General features: G+C 69.8%; 16 protein-coding genes. 4 read left to right on the plus strand and 12 right to left on the minus strand.

The window, feature by feature from the left end:
* Positions 1-225 precede the first annotated feature (225 nt).
* The 5 genes from IL992_RS48450 to IL992_RS22110 all read right to left on the minus strand — a co-directional run bounded on the left by IL992_RS48450 (position 226) and on the right by IL992_RS22110 (position 8,672).
* Positions 226-2,946 carry a CBM35 domain-containing protein gene (locus tag IL992_RS48450; RefSeq protein WP_193205256.1) on the minus strand — a complete coding sequence of 907 codons (2,721 nt, stop codon included), beginning with the start codon at positions 2,944-2,946 and terminating at the stop codon, positions 226-228.
* Between the two features lie 244 nt (positions 2,947-3,190).
* Positions 3,191-4,552 carry an ABC transporter substrate-binding protein gene (locus tag IL992_RS22095; protein WP_193205257.1) on the minus strand — a complete coding sequence of 454 codons (1,362 nt, stop codon included), beginning with the start codon at positions 4,550-4,552 and terminating at the stop codon, positions 3,191-3,193.
* Positions 4,553-4,601: 49 nt separating this feature from the next.
* Positions 4,602-5,522, minus strand: a complete 921-nt coding sequence (locus tag IL992_RS22100) for a carbohydrate ABC transporter permease (RefSeq protein ID WP_226873516.1) — start codon at positions 5,520-5,522, stop codon at positions 4,602-4,604.
* A gap of 10 nt (positions 5,523-5,532) precedes the next feature.
* Positions 5,533-6,483, minus strand: a complete 951-nt coding sequence (locus tag IL992_RS22105) for a carbohydrate ABC transporter permease (RefSeq protein WP_226873517.1) — start codon at positions 6,481-6,483, stop codon at positions 5,533-5,535.
* On the minus strand, positions 6,480-8,672 hold the full coding sequence (locus IL992_RS22110) for an alpha-galactosidase (RefSeq protein ID WP_404804776.1): 2,193 nt from the start codon (positions 8,670-8,672) through the stop codon (positions 6,480-6,482). Before IL992_RS22110 ends, IL992_RS22105 begins: the two co-directional genes overlap by 4 nt.
* 285 nt (positions 8,673-8,957) lie before the next feature.
* Here IL992_RS22110 and IL992_RS22115 point away from each other — a divergent pair, with 285 nt between their 5' ends.
* Entirely contained in the window at positions 8,958-10,013 is a 1,056-nt protein-coding gene (locus IL992_RS22115; RefSeq protein WP_193205258.1) for a LacI family DNA-binding transcriptional regulator, read from the plus strand.
* A gap of 276 nt (positions 10,014-10,289) precedes the next feature.
* On the opposite strand, the gene IL992_RS22120 is transcribed toward IL992_RS22115, so the two are convergent.
* Positions 10,290-11,108: an NAD(P)H-binding protein gene (locus tag IL992_RS22120; RefSeq protein WP_319018723.1), complete on the minus strand. Its 819-nt coding sequence runs from the start codon at positions 11,106-11,108 to the stop codon at positions 10,290-10,292.
* Between the two features lie 443 nt (positions 11,109-11,551).
* Between IL992_RS22120 and IL992_RS22125 the strand changes: the two genes are divergently transcribed.
* The 3 genes from IL992_RS22125 (at position 11,552) to IL992_RS22135 (ending at position 15,024) form a co-directional block, all read left to right on the plus strand.
* A complete protein-coding gene (locus IL992_RS22125) occupies positions 11,552-11,701 on the plus strand; it encodes a hypothetical protein (protein WP_193205259.1) in 150 nt (49 codons plus the stop codon).
* A gap of 57 nt (positions 11,702-11,758) precedes the next feature.
* Positions 11,759-12,814: a LacI family DNA-binding transcriptional regulator gene (locus IL992_RS22130; protein ID WP_193205331.1), complete on the plus strand. Its 1,056-nt coding sequence runs from the start codon at positions 11,759-11,761 to the stop codon at positions 12,812-12,814.
* 134 nt (positions 12,815-12,948) lie between these two features.
* Positions 12,949-15,024 (plus strand): alpha-galactosidase, encoded by a 2,076-nt coding sequence (locus IL992_RS22135; RefSeq protein WP_193205260.1) that lies wholly within the window; start codon positions 12,949-12,951, stop codon positions 15,022-15,024.
* Between the two features lie 98 nt (positions 15,025-15,122).
* Here IL992_RS22135 and IL992_RS22140 read toward each other — a convergent pair whose 3' ends face one another.
* From IL992_RS22140 to IL992_RS22165, 6 genes are all read right to left on the minus strand, one after another.
* On the minus strand, positions 15,123-16,850 hold the full coding sequence (locus IL992_RS22140; protein ID WP_193205261.1) for an RICIN domain-containing protein: 1,728 nt from the start codon (positions 16,848-16,850) through the stop codon (positions 15,123-15,125).
* A 618-nt stretch (positions 16,851-17,468) separates the two neighbouring features.
* Complete coding sequence (locus tag IL992_RS22145) at positions 17,469-18,290, minus strand: carbohydrate ABC transporter permease (RefSeq protein ID WP_193205262.1); 822 nt, start codon at positions 18,288-18,290, stop codon at positions 17,469-17,471.
* Positions 18,287-19,267 carry a carbohydrate ABC transporter permease gene (locus IL992_RS22150; RefSeq protein ID WP_193205263.1) on the minus strand — a complete coding sequence of 327 codons (981 nt, stop codon included), beginning with the start codon at positions 19,265-19,267 and terminating at the stop codon, positions 18,287-18,289. Before IL992_RS22150 ends, IL992_RS22145 begins: the two co-directional genes overlap by 4 nt.
* Before the next feature lie 68 nt (positions 19,268-19,335).
* The gene (locus IL992_RS22155; RefSeq protein ID WP_193205264.1) at positions 19,336-20,616 is read right to left on the minus strand and encodes a sugar ABC transporter substrate-binding protein; all 1,281 of its coding nucleotides are present in this window, start codon (positions 20,614-20,616) and stop codon (positions 19,336-19,338) included.
* Positions 20,617-20,649: 33 nt separating this feature from the next.
* The gene (locus IL992_RS22160; protein WP_193205265.1) at positions 20,650-22,356 is read right to left on the minus strand and encodes a carbohydrate-binding protein; all 1,707 of its coding nucleotides are present in this window, start codon (positions 22,354-22,356) and stop codon (positions 20,650-20,652) included.
* A gap of 136 nt (positions 22,357-22,492) precedes the next feature.
* Positions 22,493-24,451, minus strand: a complete 1,959-nt coding sequence (locus IL992_RS22165; protein WP_193205266.1) for a glycoside hydrolase family 127 protein — start codon at positions 24,449-24,451, stop codon at positions 22,493-22,495.
* Positions 24,452-24,624 lie beyond the last annotated feature (173 nt).

The raw sequence follows: 24,624 nt of genomic DNA on the forward strand, positions 1-24,624 counted from the left end.
GCTCCGCGTGCCGAGAAGACCGTATTGGAGGGCACCGACAGTTGCGACCTGCGCGGGGCAGGGGGGCCGGCGGCCTCAGCTCACCGACAGGGAGTAGCGCCCGACGCCAGGCCCGTCATCCTGGGAGATTCGTGGTCCCTGCCGCCGTGCCGACCCTGTTCGGGCTGCTGAGAGCCCGGGGCGGCAGCGGCTGTCCCACCGCCGCTCCCGTCCCGGGGTGCCGCATCAGCCGACCTTGATCGGCGCGATGTCGAACTTGTCGAGGTTGGGCGCCCACTGGCTGTCGAGCTCGGAGATGCACGGTGCCGGGCATCCCTGAGCCTTCGCGCCGTTGGCGGGATCGTTGTACACGCTGATCGTGTTCGTTCCGGCCTTCAGGGTCACCGGCACGCCGCGAGCCCACCAGTTGCCCCAGGACCAGGTGTTCTTGAACCAGTACCGCTTCGAGTCCCCGTTGTTGACGGAGACGTCGAGGGGGCGGGAGATGATGTCGGCGTTGTAGACGTGGCCGGTCTTCCGCTCGTCGTTGGCGTAGTGCACGACGAGCATGTAGTCACCCGCCTTGTCCGCGTCGACCTGGAGGGTCAGCCGGTTCTGCGGCCCCTGTCCGATCCAGCCGACGAACTTCCCTCCCGAGGCGTAGCCGTGGTTGTCCACCGCGGCCGAGCCGGACCGGGCGGCGGACTCCGCCTCGATCACCTGCACGGGGCGGGACCCGGACGTCGCCGGGGTCACGCTCACCTTGTCGAGGCGCACCGGCGTGGGGCCGGTGGGCTCCACCGTCACACGGTTGACGCCCGCCGACAGGAAGAGCCGGTGACGGTCGGTCTTCCAGAAGGTGCCGCCGCCCGGGTTGGCGCGGAGCACCGCACCGTCGACCGCGCGCCGGTCGAGCCCGATGTTCGCGGTGATCGACCCTGGCTTGCCGGGGCTGTTGTGCCGGAACTGCAGGTCGTAGTACCCGTCCTCCTCGGCGTACACGGTGAACATGGCCTCGCCACCGCGCTTGAGGGTGAGGAAGCCCGCCCCCGACTGCTTCCGCTGGTCGTACTCGTAGGTCACGTCGCCCTTGGTCTGCGACCGCTCGGCCTCGTAGTCCCGGGTGACCGGGCCGGTGGAGGCCGGTTCCAGGTCGATGCGGTCCAGCGTCGCCTGGCCGACCGCGGTGCCCAGCTCGGGGTGGGACTTGGCCAGCCGAATCTGGTTCGCGCCCGCCTGGAGCTGGACCACCACGTCCTTGCGGGTGCGCCACTGGAAGTTGAGCGTGGCCTGGTAGTCGACGAACCGCGGTTCACCACCGTTGACCGTGAGCACCTGCTGGGCGGGCTGACCGGTCTGGTTGGCGTACAGGATGCTCAGCTTGTACGCACCGGCCTTCGGCACGTTCACGTCGAACGTCACAGCGCTGTTGGTCTGGGTGAGATTGCCGACGTGGCGCGTGCCGGAGGCGGCGGCCGCGTTCCAGTTCGACGGCGTGCCGAAGGTCTGAACCGCTCCGGCCGTGACGGTGGCCAGCTCCGCCTCGTACGAGGCTCGCCAGGGCGGGTCCACGGACTGGCGGGTGCCGGCGCCGCCGGGCGACAGCACGATCTCGTACGCCGCCATCAGGTCGATGTTCGTCCCGCCGGTGCCGCTGACGCCGAGCCCGCGGACCGGGATCGTCAGCGAGCCGTTCTCGGGGGTGAAGTCGCTGTCGAGCAGCACGGTCGGCGGCGGGGCGTCGGAGTTCTGGCCGCTCCACGTGGTCGCCGCCAGGGTCACGTTGACCTTGTCGCCGAACAATTCCTTGTCGATGTTGTCGATGACGACGTCGAAGGCGTTCGACGTTCCACCGCCGGCCACGATGCGCGCCTGCCTGCGACTGTCGTCGATGGAGGCGATGCCTTCGAGCTTGTCGATGGTGGTCGGGGTCGGCGGGGTGACCTTGACGGTGTCACCGCCGGCCATGTCGGCGTACATCTTGTAGAACCACCAGCCACCGCCGGGCTTGTTGGTCTCGACGACGTCACCGCCGAGCAGTCCGGCTGCGGTCCAGTACGCCTTGCCGCCCGCGTCGACCTTGGTGTCCTCGAACATGGCGACATACTGGATGAGCTGGCCGGGCACCGTCAGGTCGCGGTTGCCGCCGTACTCATTGATGTTGATGGGGATGGGGGAGATGCCTCGCTCCTGCTCCAGGTTCCGGTAGGTCCGGTAGTTGGTGCGGTAGTAGTTGCCGCCGGCGGGGTTGAGGCTGCCGGACTCCAACTGGTGCCAGGACACGAAATCGGGCAGCACGTTGTTGTCGCGGGCGTAGGTGAGGAAGTCACCGTAGTTGCGGGCCCGGAAGGTGGCGTCGTTGAGGCCCATGACCCGCGCGCCCGGGTGGTTGGCGCGGATGTACTCCACGGCCGCCTTCCAGTGCGCCATCAGGGCGGCCATCCGGGTCTGGTACTGGGCGGCGTTGCCGGTCGAGGTGTTGTACCAGATGCCGTCGGGTTCGTTGAACGGCACGTAGACGATCCGGTCGGCGTACGGGCTGTTCTTGACCTGATCGACGACCCAGGCGAGCTTCTGCATGTAGTTGTCGAAGCAGACCTGGTTGCAGGGGATCACGCCGCCCGCGTTCTCGTACGTCCACTGCGCGTACATGTCCTGGACGTTGATCTGGATGTACTTGCCGCCGTTGCGGAAGAACGAGGGCGCCACCGACAACGCGTCGCCGTTGGGGTGCTGGGCGCCCGCGGGTGGCTTCTGGTTGACGGTGGCCACCCGCAGCGGCTCCAGCGTGTTGTCGCTGGGCACGCCTTCGTCGCTCAGCCCGTACAGCGCTCCGCCGGCGGCGCCGCGGAACGCGCCGGTCCGCTGGCCGAGGTCGACGACGAGCTGCTGGGCCGCCGGGCCGTCTCCGTGTGCGGGAACCGCCGCCGTCACCCCCGTGGTGACGAGGGCGAAGGTGCTTGTCACCGCGGCGATGATTCGCCGTGCTGGCCGATGTGTTGGTAATTTGGGCATGCCTCTCCTCTGGCTCTCCAGCCGCTGGCCGACGGGGTAGGGGTTTGGTGATCGAAGGTGGCCGGCCGAGCCCTTGGACAGGCGTTTCTCGGCCGGTTCACCGCGTTTTCTCGCGTGGTCTCGCGTGTTCCTGCTCCGCCGGGGGCGGTGATCTACTGTCCAGGGGCGCTCGTGCCGGCACGTGGCACGCCGGGCGTTACTGGAACAGGGCGTTGACTTCGTCGTTGGCCTTGCTGAGCGAGGACGGCTCCGCCTCGAAGCTCAGCACCGCGTCGATCGCCGGGCCCATGATCGCGGCAACGTCGCTGGCGTGGTCGGTGATCGGGAACAGCGACGTGGTGTTCTCGTGAATCTGCACGGTGAAGGCGCTGATGTCGATGCCCTTGGCCTTGAACTTCTCCTCGGCGATGGCGAGCGCCTCAGGGATCGCCGGGAAGACGACGGCCTTCTCGCCGACCTTCTTCTGGCAGTCGGCGGACGCCAGGTACTTGACCCACTGCCACGCCTGGTCCTTGTGCTTGGTGCCGGCGTAGATGGAGTCGGCCAGACCGTTGTAGATGGTGGCGCGCTTCCCGGAGGGGCCGACGGGTGTCGGCGCGGTGCCCACCTTGACCCCGTCGTAGCCGTAGTACGTGTTGATCATCCACGAGCCGTTCGTGGACAGCGCGTACTTGCCGGCTCCGAAGCCGTCGTTGACGCTGGTACCGGACCGGGCGATGGCCAGGCTCGGCATGTACCCCTTGTCGATCAGCCCACGCCACCATGCGATCGTGTCCTGGAAGCGCGGGTCGTCGTACCGGAACCGGGTGCCCCACGGGTTCTTGTCCGTGAACTGCCAGCCCGTGGACAGCGCGTACATGCTCCACATCTGCTGGCCGACACCGGCGCCGTTGTTCTCGTCCAGGCCCAGGCCGTAGACCTTGACGTTCTTCTTGTCGAAGCCCGGCTCGTCACCGCGCTTGCCGTTCTTGTCGACGGTGAGGTGGGCGATGATCTTCTCGTAGGTGCCGCCGTCCTTAGGGTTCCAGGTGAGCGACTTCATCTGCTCCTCGGTGATGCCGGCGTCGGCGAGCATCTTCTTGTTGTAGAAGATCGCAACCGTGTCGAAGTCCTTCGGCAGGCCGTACCGCTTGCCGTCGGCCGACACCCACAGGTCGGCGAGGCCGGGGGCGTAGGCGTCGGTCTTGGTGCCGTCGGCCGCGATGAACTCGTCGAGCGGCAGGATCTGATGCTTGCCGGCGAACTCCGGGTAGTAGTTCAGGTGGTTGGTGAAGACGTCCGGCGCGTTGCCGGACACGAGGTTGGTCGTGAGGCTGGTCCAGTAGTCGTCCCAGCCGAACTGTGAGATCTTCACGGTGATCTCGGGGTGCGCGGCGTGGAACGCGTCGGCGCAGGCCTGGTAGGCCGGCAACTGGTTGGAGTCCCACAGCCAATAGCTGATTTCGGTCTTCGCGGTGCCCGCGGCGCCGCCGTCCCCGCTCTCGCCGCCGCTGCCACACCCTGCCAGGGCCAGCGGAAATATCGTCGCGACAGCGGCGAGGCGCCTTATCCGTCTCATGCCAGATCTCCTTGTTACGGTGGGGGGATGAGAGTGGTTCAGGGGGGGATCACTTGATCCCGGAGAACTGGATGGAGTTGACTATCCATCGTCCGAAAATGGTGAAGAGCGCGATGACCGGTAACGCGGCCAGGAGCGTCGCGGCCATGAGCCCGGACCAGTCAGGTCCGGCCTGCGGAGTCTGGGCACGGAAGATGCCCAGAGCCACGGTGAGCACCCGGACGTCGTCCTCCTGCCCCACGAGCAGGGGCCAGAAGTACTCGTTCCAGGCTCCGATGTAGACCAGCAGGGAGATGGTGGCGATCGGCGCCGAACTCATCGGCACGATCAGCCGGAAGAAGATGCGCGCGTGTCCCGCGCCGTCCATGATCGCCGCCTCCTCCACCTCCCTGCTGATGTTGAGGAAGAACTGCCGCAGGAAGAACACCGCGAACGGCGTCATGAACAGGTACGGCAGCACGATCCCCGCGTACGTGTTGAGCAGCCCGAGCTGCTTGACGGTCACGAAGTTGGGCAACGCGGTGAAGATCGGCGGGACCATCAGCGCGGTGAGGAAGACGAAGAAGACCTTCTCCCGTCCGGGCCAGCGCAGCCGGGCGAACGCGTACGCCGCCATGGCGCTGAAGAACACCTGGCAGACCGTGATGACGGTTGAGGTCGCCACCGAGTTCGCCAGGTACCGCCAGAAGTTGATGTTCGCGCCGGAGCCGCCCTCCGCGTTGGCCTCCGCCAGCGTCGCGATGCCCAGGACCCGCTTGAACGCGCCGAACGTGAAGTCCGTCGGCAGCAGCGAACTCGGATTCGCGAAGAGGGTTCGGTTGTTGGACAGCGAGATGCGCAGCATCCAGTAGAACGGCAGCAGCGTGATCAGGAGGAACAGCACGAGGATCGCCCAGGCCACCATCCGCTGCCAGCTCAGCCGCGGCTGACCCGCCGGCGACGAGACGCGTCCTTTCAGTGCTCGGCTCATGGCTTGCCTCTCAGTCCAGGTCCGAGTCGCCGGCGCGCAGCAGCTTGAGCTGGAGCAGCGCGAGGCTGGCGAGAATCGCGAAGAGGGCGACGCAGATGGCGGCGGCGTAACCGAAGTTGAAGCGCTGGAACGCCTGCTCGTAGATGTAGTAGTAGATCACCCGGGTCGCATTGATCGGCCCGCCCTTGGTGGTGACCGCCACCGTGTCGAAGATCTGGAACGAGCCGATGACGGTCAGCACCAGTACGAGCGCCAGGGCCGGCCGTAACAGCGGCAGGGTGATCCGCCAGAACATCCTCGCCTCGGAGGCGCCGTCGGTCGCCGCCGCCTCGTACACGGTCTTCGGGATGGCCTGCAGGCCGGCGAAGATCAGCAGTGCGGTGTAGCCCATGTGCCGCCAGACGTTGACCAGCGCGATGGTCGGGATCGCCGTGCTCGTCTCCCCGAAGAAGGCCACCGGGTCGAGGCCGATCCACTCCAGCGCCTGGTTCACGATGCCGAGCTGAGCGTCGAGCATCGTGTACCAGATCAGTGCGACCACCACGTTGGCGACCAGGTACGGCAGGAGCAGCATGCCCCGGATCAGCCCGGAGCGGGTCAGGCGGTGCATGAGCACGGCCATGCCGAGGGCGACGATCGTCTGCACCCCGATGTTGATGACGACGTACTCGAGCGTGACCTTGAGCGAGTTCCAGAACAGGCGGTCGCCGAACACGCGCCGGTAGTTGTCGAAACCGACCCATTCCGGCGGGGCGAGCAGGCTGTAGTCGGTGAAGCTGAGGTACATGGTCCGCAGCGTCGGCCACAGGTAGAAGACGGCGAAGCCGACCGCCGCGGGCAGGAGGAAGACCATTGCGACGGGCAGGTCGCCCGCCCGGCGCCGGGGCTGCGGCGGGGACATGTCAGGTTGCGGCGCCTCCGTGTCGCGCTGCCGTTCGGTGCTGGTCCTCATGACGGTCATGCCTTCGTGATGTGCAGCAGGAGCAGCTGTTCGGGGTGAAGCGGCGGGGCGGACAGGCCGACCTCCGCCAGCACCTGGCCGGTGACCACGACCCCCTCGGCCAGCCACGGGTTCGGGGTCACCGCGGTGGTGCCCGGACTGTCGCCCGGGGGCAGCGGATGCACGTGGTAGCGCTGATGCGGGTCGAGCCCGGGGATGCGGACCCGTCCGGGCTGGGTGCGGGCGCCGGTGGCCATCGCCACCACCGAGAACAGCGCCTGATCGCGCTCCGCCGACACGATTCCGTGCAGCCACAGCGCCGGGTCGGGGTGGTCGGCCCGTACCACGAGGCCACGGTGCAACCAGCCGCGCATCCCCTTGTAGAGCTGCACCCACCGCCTCAGCTCCGCGCGTTCCTCGCCGGAGGCCGCGGTCAGGTCCCACTCGATGCCGAAGTGGCCGAACAGCGCGGTACCGGCCCGCAGTGCGAGGCTCTGCGTCCGCCCGGTGGTGTGCGAGCGCGCCGACCCCACATGCGAACCGATCAGCTCCGGCGGCAGGAGCAACGCCGTCCACCGCTGGATCGCCTGCCGCTCTATGCCGTCGATGCAGTCGCTGGCCCAGACGCGATCGGTGCACCCGAGGATGCCGAGGTCCACCCGGGCGCCGCCCGACGAGCACGACTCGATCTCCAGCCCGGGGTGGCGCGCCCGCAGCTCGTCCATGAGGCGGTAGACCGCCCTGGTCTGCTCGTGCACGCCCGCGTCGATGAGGTCGCGGTTGTGGTCCCACTTCAGGAACGCGATCCGGTACTCGCTCACGAGGGCGTCCAGCCGCTCCAGGATGTACCGGTAGGCATCCTGCCGGCGCAGGTCGAGAGCCTGCTGATGACGGACCAGCGGGGGCTGCCGGCCTTCGGTCGCCATGATCCAGTCCGGGTGCGCGCGAGCCAGGTCCGAGTCGGGGTTGACCATCTCGGGCTCGACCCACAGGCCGAAGTCCATGCCCCGCGCCCGCACGTGCTCGACGAGCGGATGCAGCCCCTCCGGCCAGCGCGCCTCGTCCACGAACCAGTCGCCCAGCCCGGCCCGATCGTCGCGCCGGCCCCGGAACCAGCCGTCGTCGAGTACGAACCGCTCGGCCCCGACCTCGGCGGCCGCGTCGACCAGCGCCCTGAGCCGGCCCAGGTCGTGGTCGAAATAGACCGCCTCCCAGGTGTTGACGATCACCGGTCGCCGTCCGCCCCGCCCGCTCCGCACCAGGTGGTGAAAGCGGGCGGCCATCTCGTCGAGGCCGTCGCCGTGGGCGGCATAGACCCATGGGGTCTCGTACGACGCGCCGGGCGCGAGCCGGACCTCGCCGCTCTGCAGCAGCTCGCCGCCCCCGACGACCGACTCTCCGGTGGGCAGCCGCTCGGCGTACGTCCGGTGGTTGCCGCTCCATCCGACGTGGACGCCCCACACCTGGCCGGACCGGAACCCGAACCCCTTCTCGCCCGTGACCAGGATGAACGACGCGTCCGAACCAGTGCGCCCGCGTCGCCCGTCGCGAACATGAGCACCGGCCGAGAACGCGCGTCGCTGGGGGTCCCGCTCCCGGCCCCAGCGGCCGGTGAAGTCGAGCAGCTCAGTCGCCTCCGCCGGCACCGGCAGAGCCATCACCAGGCCGTCGAGCGTGTACCACCCGGAAGCGGTGTTGCGGAGCGCGGCTCGCATGCGGAGCACGCCGCCGGCCGTCAGGTCGAGGCGGAGTTCGAGGGACAAGCCGCAGCCGGCGTCCGACGCCAGTACGGCCACCTCGCCGCCCTCGCCGGCGCCGCGTTCGTGGACGCCGACGTGCTCCGTCTCGAACAGCGGCGACCAATGGAGGCCGTCGCGGTGGCCCCGGACACCGGGCAGGCCGAACCACCCCGTCGCCGGCTCCGGCACCACCGCCACCGACGCGGGCGTGTCGAGCGAGTTCGGTACCGTCGCCGGCAGCGAAGCCAGCGCCAACGCCGAAAGGTCCGCGTCCGACGCGTGCGGCAACGCGCGTCCCCAGTGCAGCACCCGTGGCAGCCGGGGGCCGCGGCAGTCGAGCACCAGGCTCACCCCGGACGCCTGGAGGTGGACGAAGCCGTCGGCTCCGTGCCCGTCCGACCGCGCCGCGACCTCATCGCTCGTACCTGAGTGAGGATCTCCCGCCTCGGCGACAGTTTCCACGATGGCCACACTTACGTCCTTTTCCTACGAATCAGGCCGCGCATCAACCGCCGAGAGCCTGCGGCGCGGCTACATGTCTCGATGAGGGTGAGAGTGTGTTTGCGCTCACATGTAACGTTCAATGGAGCCGAGAGTGACATGTCACCGGCGTTACGTCAAGATGTCGTCCGCGGTTCACGCGGGTGCGTACGTGGGCGCTCCACCGGTCGGCGCGGCCCTCTCCGGGGCCTGCGGTGCGTGCTAGAGTCCGGAGGCGTTTGGGCCCGGGCGCCTGCGACACCATGAGTGATGCGAATGTCAGACACAGCCGATCGGGGGAAAATGGCCGGCGCGAACGATCGTCGCTCAGTTCGCCGCCCCAGCATCGACGACGTCGCGAAACTCGCCGGCGTATCGCGACAGACGGTCTCCAATGTGCTGAACGACCGCAAGGATTACTTTTCGGCGCAGACGCAGGCCCGCGTGATGGCCGCGATGGAAGCGCTTTCATACAAGCCGAATCGCGCGGCCCAGGCCCTGCGCTCCCGGCGCAGCATGCAGATCGGTTATCACATGTCCGGCGAGGAACTGGAGACGGTGAAAGGCTTCACCCTCAGTTTCCTCCAGGCGCTGATAAAGGCGGCGGCCCGGCGCGGCTACCAGATTCTGGTATTCACGCATACGGACGAGGACCCCTTGTCCGTATTCACCGAACTCATCGCCCGGGGCAACATCGACGCACTGATCATCTCGGAATCACAGGTGGACGACCCCCGCGTCCGGCTGCTGGCGCGCGGCACGCTTCCCTTCGTGTCCTTCGGCCGCCTCGCCCCCGACCTCCCCCAGCAGTGGGTCGACATCGACAATGCGCACGGCATGGCCATGCTGATGGACCATCTGGTCGCGAAGGGATACGGCCGGTTCGCCTACGTGGGGGCCGAGGGCGACGAGTACTGGAAGCGCGAACGACTCCACGGCTTCCAGCGGGGTCTCGACCGCCATGGGCTTGAGGCGACGAACGACGACATCTTCCAGGGCTCCGGCGACGCGATTCGTGACCACGTCCGCCGGATACTGAGCCGGCGGCAGCGGCCTGACGCGATCGTCACCAGCAGCGACTCCATCGCCGCCGTCGTGGTCAACGTCTGTCATTCCGTTGGCCTGCGGGCCGGCCGCGACATCGCGGTCACCGGCTTCGACGGCGGAGCGATGGGACTGATCACCGAGCCGACCATCACGAGCGTACGAATTCCGCTGGAGAAGGTCGCCGGCGAATTGATCGATCGATGCCAGGCCGAAATCGAGGCGGGGCCCACCGGGCGCCCGGGACTGTTGATACCGACCGAGATATTCCAAGGCGGAAGCGCCTGAGGAATTCCCCCGCTTCCCGATTCTCGCGGGTCGGCCGTAGCGCCGCGCTCGAATGGACCCCGGTTTCTCCGGACGGTTTTCGGCCTCGTACTCGGCGCGCATCAGGACGCGCCACAGCTGTTCGGCGCAGGGGTCGGAGGCGAGCCCCCACCGGGCGGCGCGCGCGGTCGTCGCGGTGGATCAGCACGTGACCGATCTCGCCCAGACCCGGGAGACGGGCGGGGCAGGTCAGCGCATACAGGGCCGACGGATCGGCCAGGAACGCGTCGATCGGGCTCATCGGAAGGCGGCGACGTTCCGGACGGCCCATTCCGCGAAGGAGCGGGGAGCACGGCCGAGGATGCGCTCGACGTCAGGGCTGACCTGCCGCTCGGCGTCCAGCGGCTCCCCCAGGATGGCGAGCGTCCCCTCCACCACCTGCTCGGGCATGAACTGCAGCATCTGCGCCCGAGCCTCCTCTCTGGTCTGCTCGGTGAATCGCACCGGCGCGCCCAACGCGGCGCCGATCGCCGCCACACGGTCCCGCGGCGTGGTCGGCGCGGGACCGGTCAGCTCGTAGACGCGGCCTGAGTGCCCGTCCTCGCGCAGGACTGTCGCGGCGACCTCGGCGATGTCGGCCGGGTCGACGGACGGCAGGCCGGTGTGACCGAACGGAGCGGCGGCGGTGCGGCCGTCTCGGATGGACTCCGCCCAGGCGTAGGCGTTGGAGTGGAAGCCGCCGGGCCGCAGGATCGTCCACTCCAGTCCCGACCGGCGCACCGCGTCCTCGAAAGCGGCGGGATGGCGGTAGAACTCCGGCCTGGTCCCCGCCCCCTGCGAGGACAGCAGGACGACCCGCCGCACCCCACCGGCCCGTGCGCCGTCGAGAAGCGCCTGCGGGTCCTGACCGGCCACCAGCAGGAACAGCACCTCCGCACCGCCGAAGGCGTCCTTCAGCCCGGCGGGGTCGTCCAGGTCGGCTCGCACGTGCCGTACCCCCTTGGGCAGTTCGGCGGTCCGCCTGGAGACGGCGGTCACTCGCTCACCCGCTGCGGTCAGCAGCTCGACCAGCTGGCGTCCGACGTTTCCGGTGGCACCCGTTACCACGATCATCATTGCTCCCATGTATGAGTTAGTCGGCTGACTGAGAAGGACCATAACGGCTTACGAGCCCTTTGTCGAGTCACAGTTAGTCGACCGACTGAAAACGCGGAGAGGTGCCGGCGCTGTCCGGCCAGGCCGGCGGAAGGCCCGCAGGTCGTACGCCCGCATCAACCGGTCGGCGGATCCCGACTCCAGCGCGACGGGCGATGCCCGGCGAAGACGCGGAGAGCGATCCTCAAGGCACGGCGATCACCGAAGTCGTTCCCCTGAGGAAGTCCCACGACGGCCGGATCGCGGTGGACGGCGCGTCCTTCGACCCTGAGGTGGCATCCACAGCCCCGGCCACCGGGCCGGCCTCGCCATCCCCGGCGATTCCTGCGGGGTGAACACTTGACGACTTGGATGTTATCGGTAACCCTTCCCTCCATCACCTCAGCCCTCCGGAACCAAATGGCATGCGGAGACACCAGGCCGTGCTCAACGCGGTCTGCTACGTGCTGCTCAACGTCCCGGCGCAGATCGTGCCGGCGCTGCTGCTGGCGCTGGCGCTGAACCGGCGGATGCGCGGCGGCAAGGCCCTCCGCAGGACGCGGCGAAGAAAATGAACGACGAGGCGAACGCCGCCATCAAGTAGGCTCTCATCCATGGGAGTTACCGGTCACATGCCAGCCGAGGACGCTCCACGCGGCCGGTCCGCGAGCATCTGGGACGTCGCCCGGGTCGCCGGTGTCTCCCAGCAGACCGTCTCCCGTGTCATCAACGGCAAAGCCCGGGTCAGCGAGTCGACCCGGGCCAAGGTCCTGCAGGTCATCGCCGAGCTCGGCTACCGGCCGAACCGGCTGGCGCAAGCGCTGGCCGGCGGCCCGGTGCGCTCGGTCACCGTGCTCACCTCCGACACCGCCCTGTACGGCGCGGCCGCCACACTGCGGGGCATGGAGGAGGCGGCCAGGACGGCCGGCTTCTCCGTGGGGATAAGCGTGCTGGAGCGTGACTCCGACCAGACGGACATCGCCCTGCGGCTCAACCGGCCGGGCGAGGCGGTCATGGTGATCGCCTTCGACGAGGCGGGCGTGCGCGCCCTTCGGGCGCTGCCGCCGGACGTCCCGGTGGCGGCGGCCGTGGAGCGCCGCCCTGATGATGCCGCCGGCGGCGCCGCGGAGGGCACACAGGACGGCAACCCCTGGCAGGCCTGGCTCGACGACAGGGCGGCCGCCGCCCACGCGACCCGCTACCTGCTCGGCCTCGGGCACCGGACGGTCCACTACGTGGCCATCCCCTCCACCACGAGCGTGCTGCCGCAGCGCACCCAGGGCTGGCAGGACGCGCTGCGCTCGGCCGGCCGCCCGGTGCCCGAGCCGCTGCACGGCGGATGGACCCCGCGCTCGGGCTATCTCGCGGTGCGCTCCCTGCTGGCGGACCGCTCGGTGACGGCCGTCCTGTGCGGCAACGACGACCTCGCGCTCGGGGTCATGCGGGCCGCGCGTGAGGCCGGGCGGGACATCCCCGGCGACCTCAGTGTGGTCGGCTTCGACGACTCCCCGCCCTCGGCCTACCTCAATCCCTCGCTCACCACCGTACGGCTCGACTTCGAGGGGCTCGGCCGCGCCTGCTTCGGCCTGCTGTACAGCAGGCTGGAGCCGCGGTCGGCCCCTCCAGTGCCGGCGTGGAGCGAGCCGGAGCTCATCGTGCGCGAGAGCAGCGGCCCCGCGCCGACCTGACCTCCCCGTTCCCGATACTCCTCCGTCCGGCGCGGGCGGAGGAGTCAGGCGTGCAGCACGCCTGTCCGTCCCGTCGCCCGCGTGCCGTCCTGCCTGCGTCGGTCCGCTCGCGACGACGTCATCGAAAGGCTGAGATGATCCGCCACGACTCCGAACGCCGCCTGTGGGTGCTGTCCGGGCCGTCCTCGTCCTACGTCCTGCATCTCGGCGACACCGGCCTGCCGCGCGTGCTGCACTGGGGACCACGGCTCACGCCTGAGCAGGCGGCCTCGCTGCTGCTGCTGCCGCAACCGCCGTTCCGGCCGGTGGAGGACACCGCCGAGGGCACGCTGGACCTGACAGCCGCCGGCGGCCTTCGCTACGGGCAGGCGGGCCTGCAGGTGCGCTTCGCCGACGGCACCCGCGACCTCGAACTCGTCTTCACCGGGCAGCGCCGTACCGATCGGGAGCTGGTACTGGCGTACGCCGACGGTCACTACCCGCTGGCCGTCGAGTGCCACTACCGGATCCACGAGGACGGCGACGTCATCGAGCGGCATCTGGTCCTGCGGAACGAGGGAGAGCCCGTCACCGTCGTACGGGCCGACTCCGCCACCTGGGTGCTCCCCCGCCTCCGCGGCTACCGGCTCAGCTCCGTACGCGGCCGGTGGGGCGCCGAGACCCGCCTGCACCGGACGGAGCTGCCGTACGGCGAGACCGTCCTGACCAGCCGCAGAGGCGTCACCAGCCACCAGGCCAACCCCTGGGCGATGGTCGACGACGGCACGGCCGGCGAGGAGCACGGCGCGGTCTACTCCTGCGCGCTGGCATGGAGCGGGAGCTGGCGGCTCACCGCGCAGCGGCTGCCGACGGAACGGGTGACGCTGTCGGCCGGGTTCGGGCACGACCCGGTGACCTGGGAGCTGGGGACCGGTGAGGAGCTGGTCACCCCCGTGTGCGCGGGCCTGTACACCGAAGGCGGCTTCGGCGCCGCCAGCCGCGCCTGGCACGACCACCAGCTGCGGCACGTACTGCCGCACGCCGGCGAGACGCGGCCCGTGCTGTACAACTCCTGGGAGGCCACCGGCTTCGACGTCTCCCTCGACGGCCAGGTCCGGCTGGCCGAGAAGGCCGCGCGGATGGGCGTCGAGCTGTTCGTGGTCGACGACGGCTGGTTCGGCGCCCGCACCCACGACGCCGCCGGACTCGGCGACTGGCGCCCCAACCCGAGGCGCTTCCCCGACGGGCTCGGGCCGCTGATCGAGCGGGTCCACGAGCTGGGCATGCGGTTCGGGCTGTGGGTGGAGCCGGAGATGGTCAACCCCGACAGCGACCTCTACCGCGCGCACCCCGACTGGGTGATCCACCGGCCGCACCGCGCCCGCACCGAGCACCGCAACCAGCTCGTGCTCGACCTGAGCAGGCCGGAGGTCGCCGATTGGCTCTACCGGACGCTGGACGAGCTGCTCGCCAAGAACGCCGTCGACTTCCTGAAGTGGGACATGAACCGTCCCTTCACCGAAGCAGGCCCGGACGAGCGGCTGTGGTTCGGCCACGTCCACACCCTGTACGCGGTGCTCGACCGGTTGCGCGCCGCCCACCCCCACGTGCGGATCGAGTCGTGCAGCAGCGGCGGGGGCCGAGTGGACCTCGGCATCCTGCGGCGTACGGACCAGGTGTGGACCTCCGACAACACCGACGCCCTCGACCGGCTGGAGATCCAGCACGGCTTCTCCCAGCTCTACCCGGCCCGCGTCATGGGCGCCTGGGTCACCGACAGCCCCAACCCGTACACCGGGCGGGAGATCCCGCTCGACTTCCGCTTCCACGTCGCCATGGCCGGGGTGCTCGCCATCGGCGGCGCTCTCACCGAGTGGAGCGAGGCCGAGCTGGAGCGGGCCGCCGAACTGGTCGCCGCCTACAAGCGGATCCGCCCGCTCGTCCAGCACGGCCGGCAGTACCGTCTGCTGCCGCCGGACGGCGAGCTGTCGGCCGTGCAGTACCTCGCACCCGACGGCGGCGAGGCCGCGGTGCTCGTCTTCCGCCGCTCCCGCCGCTTCGGTCACCCCGAACCGGGCATCCCGCTGCGCGCCCTCGACCCGGCGGCGCGCTACTACGACGAGGCCACCGGGCGCGTCCACCACGGCGCGGTCCTGCTCACTCACGGCCTGTTCCCGGACCTCGCCCCCGGCGACTACGCCAGCGCACTGGTCCACCTCGTGCGGGAGTGACGCGCCGATTCTCCTCAGCGGCGAATCGGCGCGTCCCCGTCGGCGCGCCCGCCCCTGGCCGCGGTACGCGACCGCGGCCAGGGGGTTCGGCGCCGCGATCAGCGCGGGGTGAGAACCAGGCGGTAGGCGCCGGAGGCGTTCTGGTTCGCGATGGGGATGGTGACGCTGCCGTTCGTGACGGTGTAGGCGTTCGACCACACCCTGGTCGGCCCGGAAACGTTCGTCGTGCGTCCCGAGCCGGGCACGGACTCCAGAGTGGCGGTGACCGAGGAGCCCAGCCCGCCGATGCCGTCCACGCGGATCGAGCTGTTCCCCGACTGTCCGCCGAAGACGACGCTCAAGGTCCTGCTGCCCGCGTCGTAGGCGGCCACACCGTCGTTGGACGTGGTCGGGGTCACCTTGACGATGTTGCCGGTCTGGTCGCCGTACCACTTGTACATCCAGTACGACGCCGTCGGCTGCCCGTTGTACAGCAGGCCGTTGAGTGTGCCGGCCTCGTACCAGAACGCGCGCTCGGCGTCGCGCACGCCCGCGCGCTCGAACTGTGCCACATAGTGGTTCGCACTGCTGGGGACGTCGATCTCGCTGGTCGAAGCGTACTCGTTGATCGAGATGGGTCGCGGAGATATCCCGAGCTCACGCTCCAGATTGCGATAGGCCTGGACGTTGGCGGTGACCTGCCGCCAACCGCCCAGCTCGTGCCACGACACGACCTGCGGCACCGTGTTCGTCGCCTTGGCGTTGGTCAGGAAGGACCGCATCCGGTTGACGTCCCAGTATGAGTAGCTGGGGCCCATGATGGCCGTGTTCGGTTCGCTCTGCCGGATCCGCTGGTAGGTGCGCACCCACCCGTCGTTGAAGGAGACGCCCGACGCGGAAGGCCAGGTCCAGTCCGGCTCGTTCCACGGCTCCCAGGCGTCGATGTTCGTCACACCCGCCGACTTGGCCGCGGCGATCATCTTGTCGATCCTGCTGTACCAGTCGTTCCAGTTGGTCCAGTTGTACGGGAAGCCGTCGAAGCTGTCGGCCATGTCGACCGTGATCACTGCGCCGATGGCGGCGGCGTTCCGCCAGACGTTCAGCGTGTCCCCGATCGGGACCGGAGAGCCGTTCGGCCGGTGCTCGTGCAGCGGCGGCGGCTGCCGGAGCTGGTGCAGCTTCAGCGGCTGCATGATCGAAACTGGCGGGGTGTTCGCGTCCGCCAGTCCGTAGAGGGTGCCCGAGCCGACGCGGGTGACCGGCCGCACGACGCTGCTCGCGTCGACGACGAGCGTGTCGCCGCCGCCGGTCGTGGTGCTCCACTTCTGGTTGCTCTGACCGTTGCAGGTCCACAGGATGACCGCGGTGCCGTTGGCCGTGCCGGCGTGGTCGACGTCCAGGCACAGCCCCGACTGGACTCCGGTGATGGAGCCGTCGGAGTTCTGCCGCCACTTCTGGTTGTTCTGCCCGTTGCAGGACCAGATGACGACCTGCGTGCCGGGCGAGGTCTGGTTGTTGTAGGCGTCCACGCACCGCGTGCCGTTCAGCGTCCGCAGCTCGCCGGCCGAGGTGAACTCGAACGCCTGGTTGGCCTGGCCGTTGCAGTCCCAGATGTCCAGGATCGTGCCCAACGTGTCGACGTTGCCCTTCACGTCCAGGCACCGCCCCGAGGTGGCGCTGACCAGCGGCGCGGTGGCCGCCGACGCCGGTGACGCGGGTGACGCCACCAGCCAGGCGAGGGCGGTGACGATCGCCGTGAGGACGGCGGCGACTGTGGGCGGGCGACGGCGCCGGGCCGCCGTATGGGCGGCCAGGTGCGTGGATGACTCGACGGGTGCCTCGTGCATGTCTCTTCTCCTCGGGGGGTGGGAGCCGCTGATGTCGGAGAACGCGGCGGGGAGATGCGCGGGTAGAAGGGCCGGGATACGGAACGGGATGCGGGGCGGGACGGGATGGGAAACGGGCGAGACACGGCGGAGCCGGCCGGTCGGACGGGCCGCCGCGAGCTCTCGGAGTGGGTTACTTCCGGGAAACGACAGTGTGCGTTATCGGTAACACAACGGTGTAGGTTGTCCCTCTCCCCCTGTCAAGACCCGCCCCGGCCTCGCCACTGTCGCCGCACGTCAAAGAACCGTGGTCGTGAAATCTTCACGCCCGCCCCGCTCCGTCGGCCTCCGATATTGACGCGACCGCGTGATACCGATAACACTACCGGCACTGATCTTTCACGCACCGGCACCCACCCGGGCGGCGCGCAGGCATCGCGGAGCCGATCGCCGAGCCGCAGCCGCGGCCCGCGGAGGTCGGTGGGCAGTAGCCTTGAGCAGGCATCGACAAGCTCCGCTGGGACAGCGCCGACTGGGCCCACGTCTACTGAGTCAGGGTCGTCCCCGGCTTCTTCCCGGGTCCCGGCGTGATCGAAGCCGCCCCCGGTCCACGGGGGCGGCTTCCCGCCGCCTTAGTGGTCAGTCCTTCACCGCGCCGGCGGTGACCCCGGCGGCGACGTAGCGCTGGGCGATGACGAGGAGCACGGTCGCCGGGATCGAGGCGACGACCGCGGTCGCCATGATGGCGTTCCACTGCTGGTTGTTGTTGCCGATGTAGTGGTAGATGCCGAGCGTGATCGGCTGGTGGCCGCCGCCCTGGTCAAGCGTGCTGGCGAAGACGAAGTCCGACCACGCCCACAGGAACGCGAACAGCGACACCGTGATGATCGAGTTGCGGCTGACCGGCAGCACGACCGACCAGAACGTGCGCACCGCGCCCGCGCCGTCCACCCGGGCCGCCTGCATCAGCTCCTCTGGAATGCCGGACATGAACGCGGTGAAGATCAGCACCGCGAACGGCACCGCCAGCGTGGAGTCGGCCACGATCAGCCCCGGCACGGTGTTCAGCACCCCCGTGCTCAGGTAGATCGCGTAGAACCCCATCGCCATGATCACGCCGGGGATCATCTGCGCGATCAGCAGCACGAAGCTCAGCACGCCGCCGCCGCGCGGGCGCAGCTTGGCCAGCGAGTACGCCGCGGGCGCCGCGATCACCAGGGTGAGGGCCACGGTGCCCAGCCCCACCACGAGGCTGGTGGCGAGGTAGGGCCCCTGCTGCTCCAGCACCGCGCGGTAACCCTCCAGCGTCCCGTGCACGGGGAACCAGTACGGCGGCGACTTGCGCATGTCCTGGTCGCGGGTGAAGGACACGTTGATCATCCAGTAGACGGGGAACAGCATGAACGCGGTGAAGACCACGCCCAGGCCGGTCCGCCACCAAGTGCGCCGGGTCGCCCTCATGCCGCTCCCTGCCTTCGCTGCGCGCGGATATAGACGAGGCCGAAGACCAGCGCGATCACGATCAGCAGGTTGCCGACCGCCGCGCCGGGCCCGAAGGAGGGCAGCAGGTTGCCGAAGCCGAGCCGGTACGACCACGTGGCCAGCGTCGTGGACGCGTCGCTCGGCCCGCCCTTGGTCATGATCCAGATGATGTCGAACACCTTCAGCGTGTAGACCAGTCCGAGCAGCAGCGTGATCGCCGAGACCGGCCGCAGCAGCGGGAAGGTCACCCGCCAGAACCGCTGCCAGCCGCCCGCGCCGTCCAGGGCCGCCGCCTCGTGGATGTGGGCCGGGATCGCCTGCAGGCCGCTGTAGAGCACGACCAGGTTGAACGGGATCCCGATCCAGATGTTGGCGATGGTCACCGACCACAGCGACCAGTCCGGGGACGTCAGCCAGTTCACCGGGTCGATCCCCACCGTCGCGAGCACCGCGTTGACCACGCCCGACTCGCTGTTGAGCATCCACGACCACGTCGAGGACGACACGATCAGCGGCAGCAGCCACGGCACCAGGAACAGCGCGCGCAGCGTCGCCGACAGCCGGAAGTTCCGGCTGAAGAACACGGCCAGTGCCAGCCCGATGGAGAACTGGAAGGCCAGCGACACCACCGTGAACACCACCGTGTGCCACAGCGCGGGCCCGAACGTGGCGTCGCGGACGACCTTCGCGTAGTTGGCGAGCCCCGTGAACGGCGCGTCCCCCTGCACGAACGACCGCACCGTGTAGTTGCGCAGGCTGAGGTCGACGTTCCGGTACAGCGGATAGACGTAGAACGCGAGCAGGTAGACCACCACCGGCGCGAGGAACGCCCATGCCGCCCACTGTCCCGATCGCCGTGCGGGCGCGCGGCGGGCGCCCGCGGCTCGTGGCGCCGGGGCCCCTTCACGCCGGCGCTCCCCCGTCGGCGGGGCCGGCGTCTGTGTTGCGTGTTTCATGCTTTCCTTCGACCCGTCGGACAACCGGAAGCGGGCCCGGAGACTGACGTCCCCGGGCCTGCGCGACGCTACTGGACGGCGCTCGCCGCCGTCGCCTGGGCGGCCGCCAGCGCCTCCTGCGGCGGCTGCGACCCGCTCAGCGCGGCCTGCATCGCCTTCCACATGGGCTCGGAGATCTTCGGGTATTTCGTGCCGAGGTTGTCGCTGGTGCGGCCCTTGGCCGCCTTGACCGCCTCCACCCACACCTTCAGTTCGGCGTTCTGCTCGACCTGCTTGGTCTGCACCTCCTCGGTCGGCGCGATGTACGACAGCGTGGTGTCGGTGGTGTAGGAGTTGCCGGTGCTCGCCAGGCACGTCACCAGCTTCTGCGACGCGACGTAGCGGGCGGCGTCCTTCTGCACGGGGATGGTGACGAACTCGCCGCCGGTCGGGGCGGGGGCGGTGCCGCCGTCCTTGCCGGGGATCGGGATGATGCCGTAGTCGAAGCCGGTCTTCTTGGCGTTGGCGAGCTGCCAGGTGCCGTTCTCGCCGAACGCGAAGTCACCGGTCGCGAACTCCTGCCAGCTCGTGGTCTGGGTGTTGTTGATGACCGAGGTGGGCGCGTAGCCCTTCTTCACCCAGTCGGTCCAGAGCGACAGCGCCGCCACGCCCTCCGGGGAGTCGAGCTTCGTGAGGTTCGCGCCGGAGCCCCAGAACCAGGGCAGGAACTGGAAGCTGCCCTCCTCGGTGCCGATGGCGGAGAACGTGATGCCCTTCTTGCCCGCCGCCTTCACCTTCTCCAGCGCCGCGGTCAGCGACGCCCAGTCCTTGATGCCGGCCGCGTCCACCCCGGCCTTCTTCAGGACCTCCTTGTTGTAGTACAGGGCGAGCGTGTTGGCCCCGATCGGCACTCCGTACGTCTTGCCGCCGAGCTGGCCCGCCGCGAGCAGGTTCGGCGCGATCGACGAGACGTCGAGTTTGTTCTCCTCGGTCGTCGTCAGCACGCCGGCCTCGGCCAGCGTCGAGACCACCGGGTTGTCCACGATCAGCACGTCCGGCGAGTTGCCCTGCTGCGCCGCCAGCAGCGCCTTGTTCGTCAGGTCGGTGGTGTCGTAGCCGGTCCGCTTGACGGTCACCCCGGCCTGCGTCCCGCACTGCGTGAGCAGCTTCACCCACTCGGACGAGTCGTCGAACTGCGGGTAGGGGTCCCAGATCGTGTAGGTCCCGCCCCCGGCGGCCTGGCCCGCGCCCGCCGAGGCGCCACCGCCGTCGCCGCCTGACGAGCCGGAGCACGCGGTGAGGCCGCCCGCGATGGCGAGGACCACCAGGCCCAGACCGGCGGCGCGCCGGCCCCTGTCGAGGCTATCCATGTCGTTGTTTCCTTTCATTGGAACCGGCGCGGCTCAGGTGAGCTGGATGTAGTCCAGCTCGGCGTAGCCGGTGCCGCCGGCGAAGTAGGGGGACCCCTTGGCCAGGCGGATCACGTTGTAGCCCGCCTGCAGGTTCACGCTCGTGCTGACCGTGGCGCCGAACTGGCCCCAGGCGGCCGTGGGCGGATAGCTGACCGTCGTCCAGGCGCCGCCGTTGTACGCCAGCCCCTGCGTGGCGGTGGCCCCGGTGGCGTTGGCGTAGCCGATGGTCATCGTGTACGTCCGGGCCGTGGGCACGTTCACCACGAAGTCGACGTAGCTGTCCGTGCCGTGCGTGCTCGTGTTGTTGTCGATGCGCCCGACGTAGCCGCCCTCGGACGCGCTGGAGCTCGTCAGCCGCTGGGCGCGGAAGACGGACGCGTTCTCCGCCTCGTAACGCTGCTGGTAGGACGGCACGCCGCCGACCGGCTGGACCACCAGGTTGTAGGCGCTCGTCGCCGACATGTTCGGCACCGACACGCTGATCTCCCCGTTGCTCACGGCGTACGTGCTCGTGGAGATGGTCGTGGGCGCGGTCACGGCGGTGAACCGGCCGTTCGCGGGGGTCGACTGCAGGGTCACCCGGACCGAGGAGCCCAGCGCGCCGATGCCCGTGACGCGGACCGTGTTGGTGCCCGACTCGTTGCCGAAGACCACGTTGACGATCTTGCGCGTGGAGTCGTAGGAGGCGAAGCCGTCCAGCCCGGTCTGGCTGGCCGGGATGGTGGTCACCATGCGGCCGGCCATGTCGCCGTACCACTTGTACAGCCACCAGGTGCCGGTGGGCTGGCTGTTGTTGACGACAAGCCCGTTCATGGTGCCGTATTCGTACCAGAACGCCCGGTGCGCCATCTCGACGCCGCCGCGCTCGAACTTGGCCACGTAGCTGGCGATCCGGCCGGGGACGTCCACCTCGCTCGTCGCGGCGTACTCGTTGATCGCGATGCGCCGGGGACTGATGCCGAGCGAGCTTTCCAGGGCGCGGTAGTCGGCGATGTGCGCGGCGATGGCGGTGGGGTCGCCCAACTCGTGCCAGCAGATGATGTCGGGCAGCGCGCCCGCGGCCTTGGCGCTGCTCAGGAAGGACGACAACCAGGAGCGGCTGTAGTAGGAGGTGCTCGGGCCGACGATCGGCGTCGTGGTGTCCAGTGCCCGCACGGCGCGGTAGGTGCGCGTCCAGCCGTCGTTGAAGGACCCGGCGGCGGAGGTGTTCCACGTCCAGTCCGGCTCGTTCCACAGCTCCCAGCCGATGACGTTGGTCACCGTGGTCGCGTTGAGGCGGGCGCCGACCATCGTGTTCACCTTGGCCAGCCAGTCGTTCCAGCTCACCCACTTGTACGGAAAGTCCGGGTAGATGTCCGGCATCCGGATGAACTCCCCGGCCCCGACCCGGGTGGCCTGCGGGGCCACGAGCAGCGAGTCGCCTCCGGGGGGCTGACCGTTGGGCTTCTGCCCCACGCCGGGGGCGGGCTGCGTCAGCGAGTTGAGCTTCAGCGGCAGCAGCGTGGAGTCGGCCGGGCGGCTGTTTTCCGCCAGGCCGTACAGGCCGCCGGCGGCGACGTGGGTGACGGGCCGGAAGGGCTGGGCGACGTTCACCGTGAGGGTGGCGCCCGCCGCCTCGGCGGGGCTCAGTGGGGCGAGCGCCGTGGTCAGTGACACGGCCAGCGCGGACAGCAGGGCCGCGCTTCGGGGTCTGCGCATGAACTACCTCGCTCTTTCTGGCTCAGGTGGGGGGAGAGCAGGAGGTGGAGCGGGACCGTCCCTCCCCGAGCCGGCGGACGCCGTGGACGGTCCCCATGCGGGCGGGCCGAACCCCTACGGGTCCGGCCCGCCCCGGTCATCCGGCGGCGGCGACCGGGATCCAGACCCGCATCGGGCCCTCGCTCCGGTTGCCCCACAGGAAGTACGGCACCGCCGTGAGCGTGAGCGGCGTGTCCGTCCGCTCCCGCCTGGCTCCGGCGGTGTACAGCGAGTCGCCGGCGTGGGCGACCAGCCCACCGGCGGTGATAATGACCGGGATGTCCGGCAGGTCCTCCCGGTGACCCGGTGTGACCGGAGCGGCAGGATCCAGCCGCACGTCCTCCAGGACCGTGCCGGGCGGCAGGTCGACCTGCTCCAGGCAGTACACGAGCGGGCCGCGCGTCAGGGCGACGCATCCGCGCACCGCGTCGACCCGCGGATGGGCGGTCACCTGCCGGACGGGCATGTCGAGGTCGAGGACCACGGTCGTGCCCGGCGTCCAGACGCGGGTGAGCCGCACGTAGCCGTCCCGCGCGGGCACCCGCACCGGTTCGCCGCCGACGCTCACCGTGTAGGTGTCGCACCAGGCCGGCACGCGCAGCGCGAGCGTCCACGCCTGACCGTCCCCTCCGGCTTCGGCGACCTCCAGTTCGACGCGGCCCCGCCAGGGGTAGGCCGTGCGCATCTCCACGCGGCGCCCCCCGGGGGCGGTGAGGGAGGCGTCGCCGTACAGGTGGATCTGCAGGCCGCCGTCGTCGGCCGTCGCCAGGTAGCCCGGCAATGAGGCCATGAGCCGGGCGATGTTCGGCGGGCAGCAGGCGCACGAGTACCAGGGCAGCCGGCGCGACGCCGCCTCCTCGCCCGAGCTCGCGTGCCCCGTACGCAGGTGCAGGGGGTTGGAGTAGAAGAAGTGCCTGCCGTCGGACGACACGGCGGCGGCGACCGCGTTGTACAGCACCCGCTCCATCTCGTCGGCGTAGCGGGCCCGGCCGGTCGCCAGCAGCAGCCGCCAGTTCCACTGGAAGCTCGCGATCGCCGCGCACGTCTCGCCGTAGGCCCGGTCGGACGGCAGCTCGTACGGGTCGCCGTACGCCTCCTCCCGGTGGCGCGAGCCGTGGGCGCCGGTGACATAGGTCCGCGAGCGGAAGGCGTCGGCCCACAGCCGCTCCGCCGCGTCGAGCAGCGCCAGGTCGCCGGTCTCCACGGCCACGTCCACCATCCCGGCCAGCAGGTACAACTGGCGCACGGCGTGCCCGGTGACCTCCCGCACCTCGCGTACGGGCTGGTGGTCCTGGTAGTAGCGGGGACCGAACCGGCCGTGGCCGAGCAGGCCGCGCCCGCGCAGGTCGAGGAAGCGCTGGGCGAGGTCCAGGTAGGGCCGGTGACCGGTCAGCCGGTACAGCTCGGCGAGAGCGGTCTCGACCTCGGGGTGCCCGCAGACCTCCTCCACTCCGTCCGGGCCGAACCGTTCGACCAGCAGGTCGGCGAACCGCCGGGCGACGGACAGCAGGTCGGGGCTCACTCCGGTGCGGGCCGCGGCCACCGCCGCCTGGAAAAGGTGGCCCGCGCAGTACAGCTCGTGGCTCCAGTCGGGCTTGGCCCACCGCTCCTGCGGCGCGACGACGGTGAAGTAGGAGTTGAGGTAGCCGTCCGCCTGCTGGGCGCGGGCGAGCAGCGCGGTCGTGTCGTCCACGAACGACCGCAGGCCGTCGTCCTCGGGCGAGGTCGCGAGCTGCCACGCCGCCGCCTCCAGCGTCTTGTGGACGTCGGAGTCGGCGAACCACATGCCGGCGAACTCGTCCTCGGACTCCCCCGCGGCGGCGCGGAGGTTGCCGATGTTGCCGCTGCCGTGGAGGTTGTCCACGCAGTGCGGCAGCGTGTCCTCGGCGTTGCGTCGCCGCCACTGCCCGAGCAGGCCCTCCGCCCGTAACCGGGCCTGGCCGAGGCCGAGCGGCCGCAGCGCGGACAGGGCCGCGGGGGTCGGGGCTACGGGGCCGGCCACCTCCTGGAGGCCGGGCGCGGCCGGGACGGTGTCTGACAGCTTCTGCTGGGTCATTCCTGATCTCTCGTGTCGTGACGCGGGACCGTGCGAGATTCCGCCGGGACGTCCTTCAGAAGGAAAATTAGGAAAACGGTTGCCGGAAAGCTATCAACGCCCTCCTGGGGCGTCAATAGCAGGTTTCCCCTGTGTTACCGGGGAGCACCGGCGCCGCAACCGTCCGGCGATAC

The organism is Microbispora sitophila (assembly GCF_014892245.1).
GTDB classification, from domain to species: Bacteria; Actinomycetota; Actinomycetes; order Streptosporangiales; family Streptosporangiaceae; genus Microbispora; species Microbispora siamensis.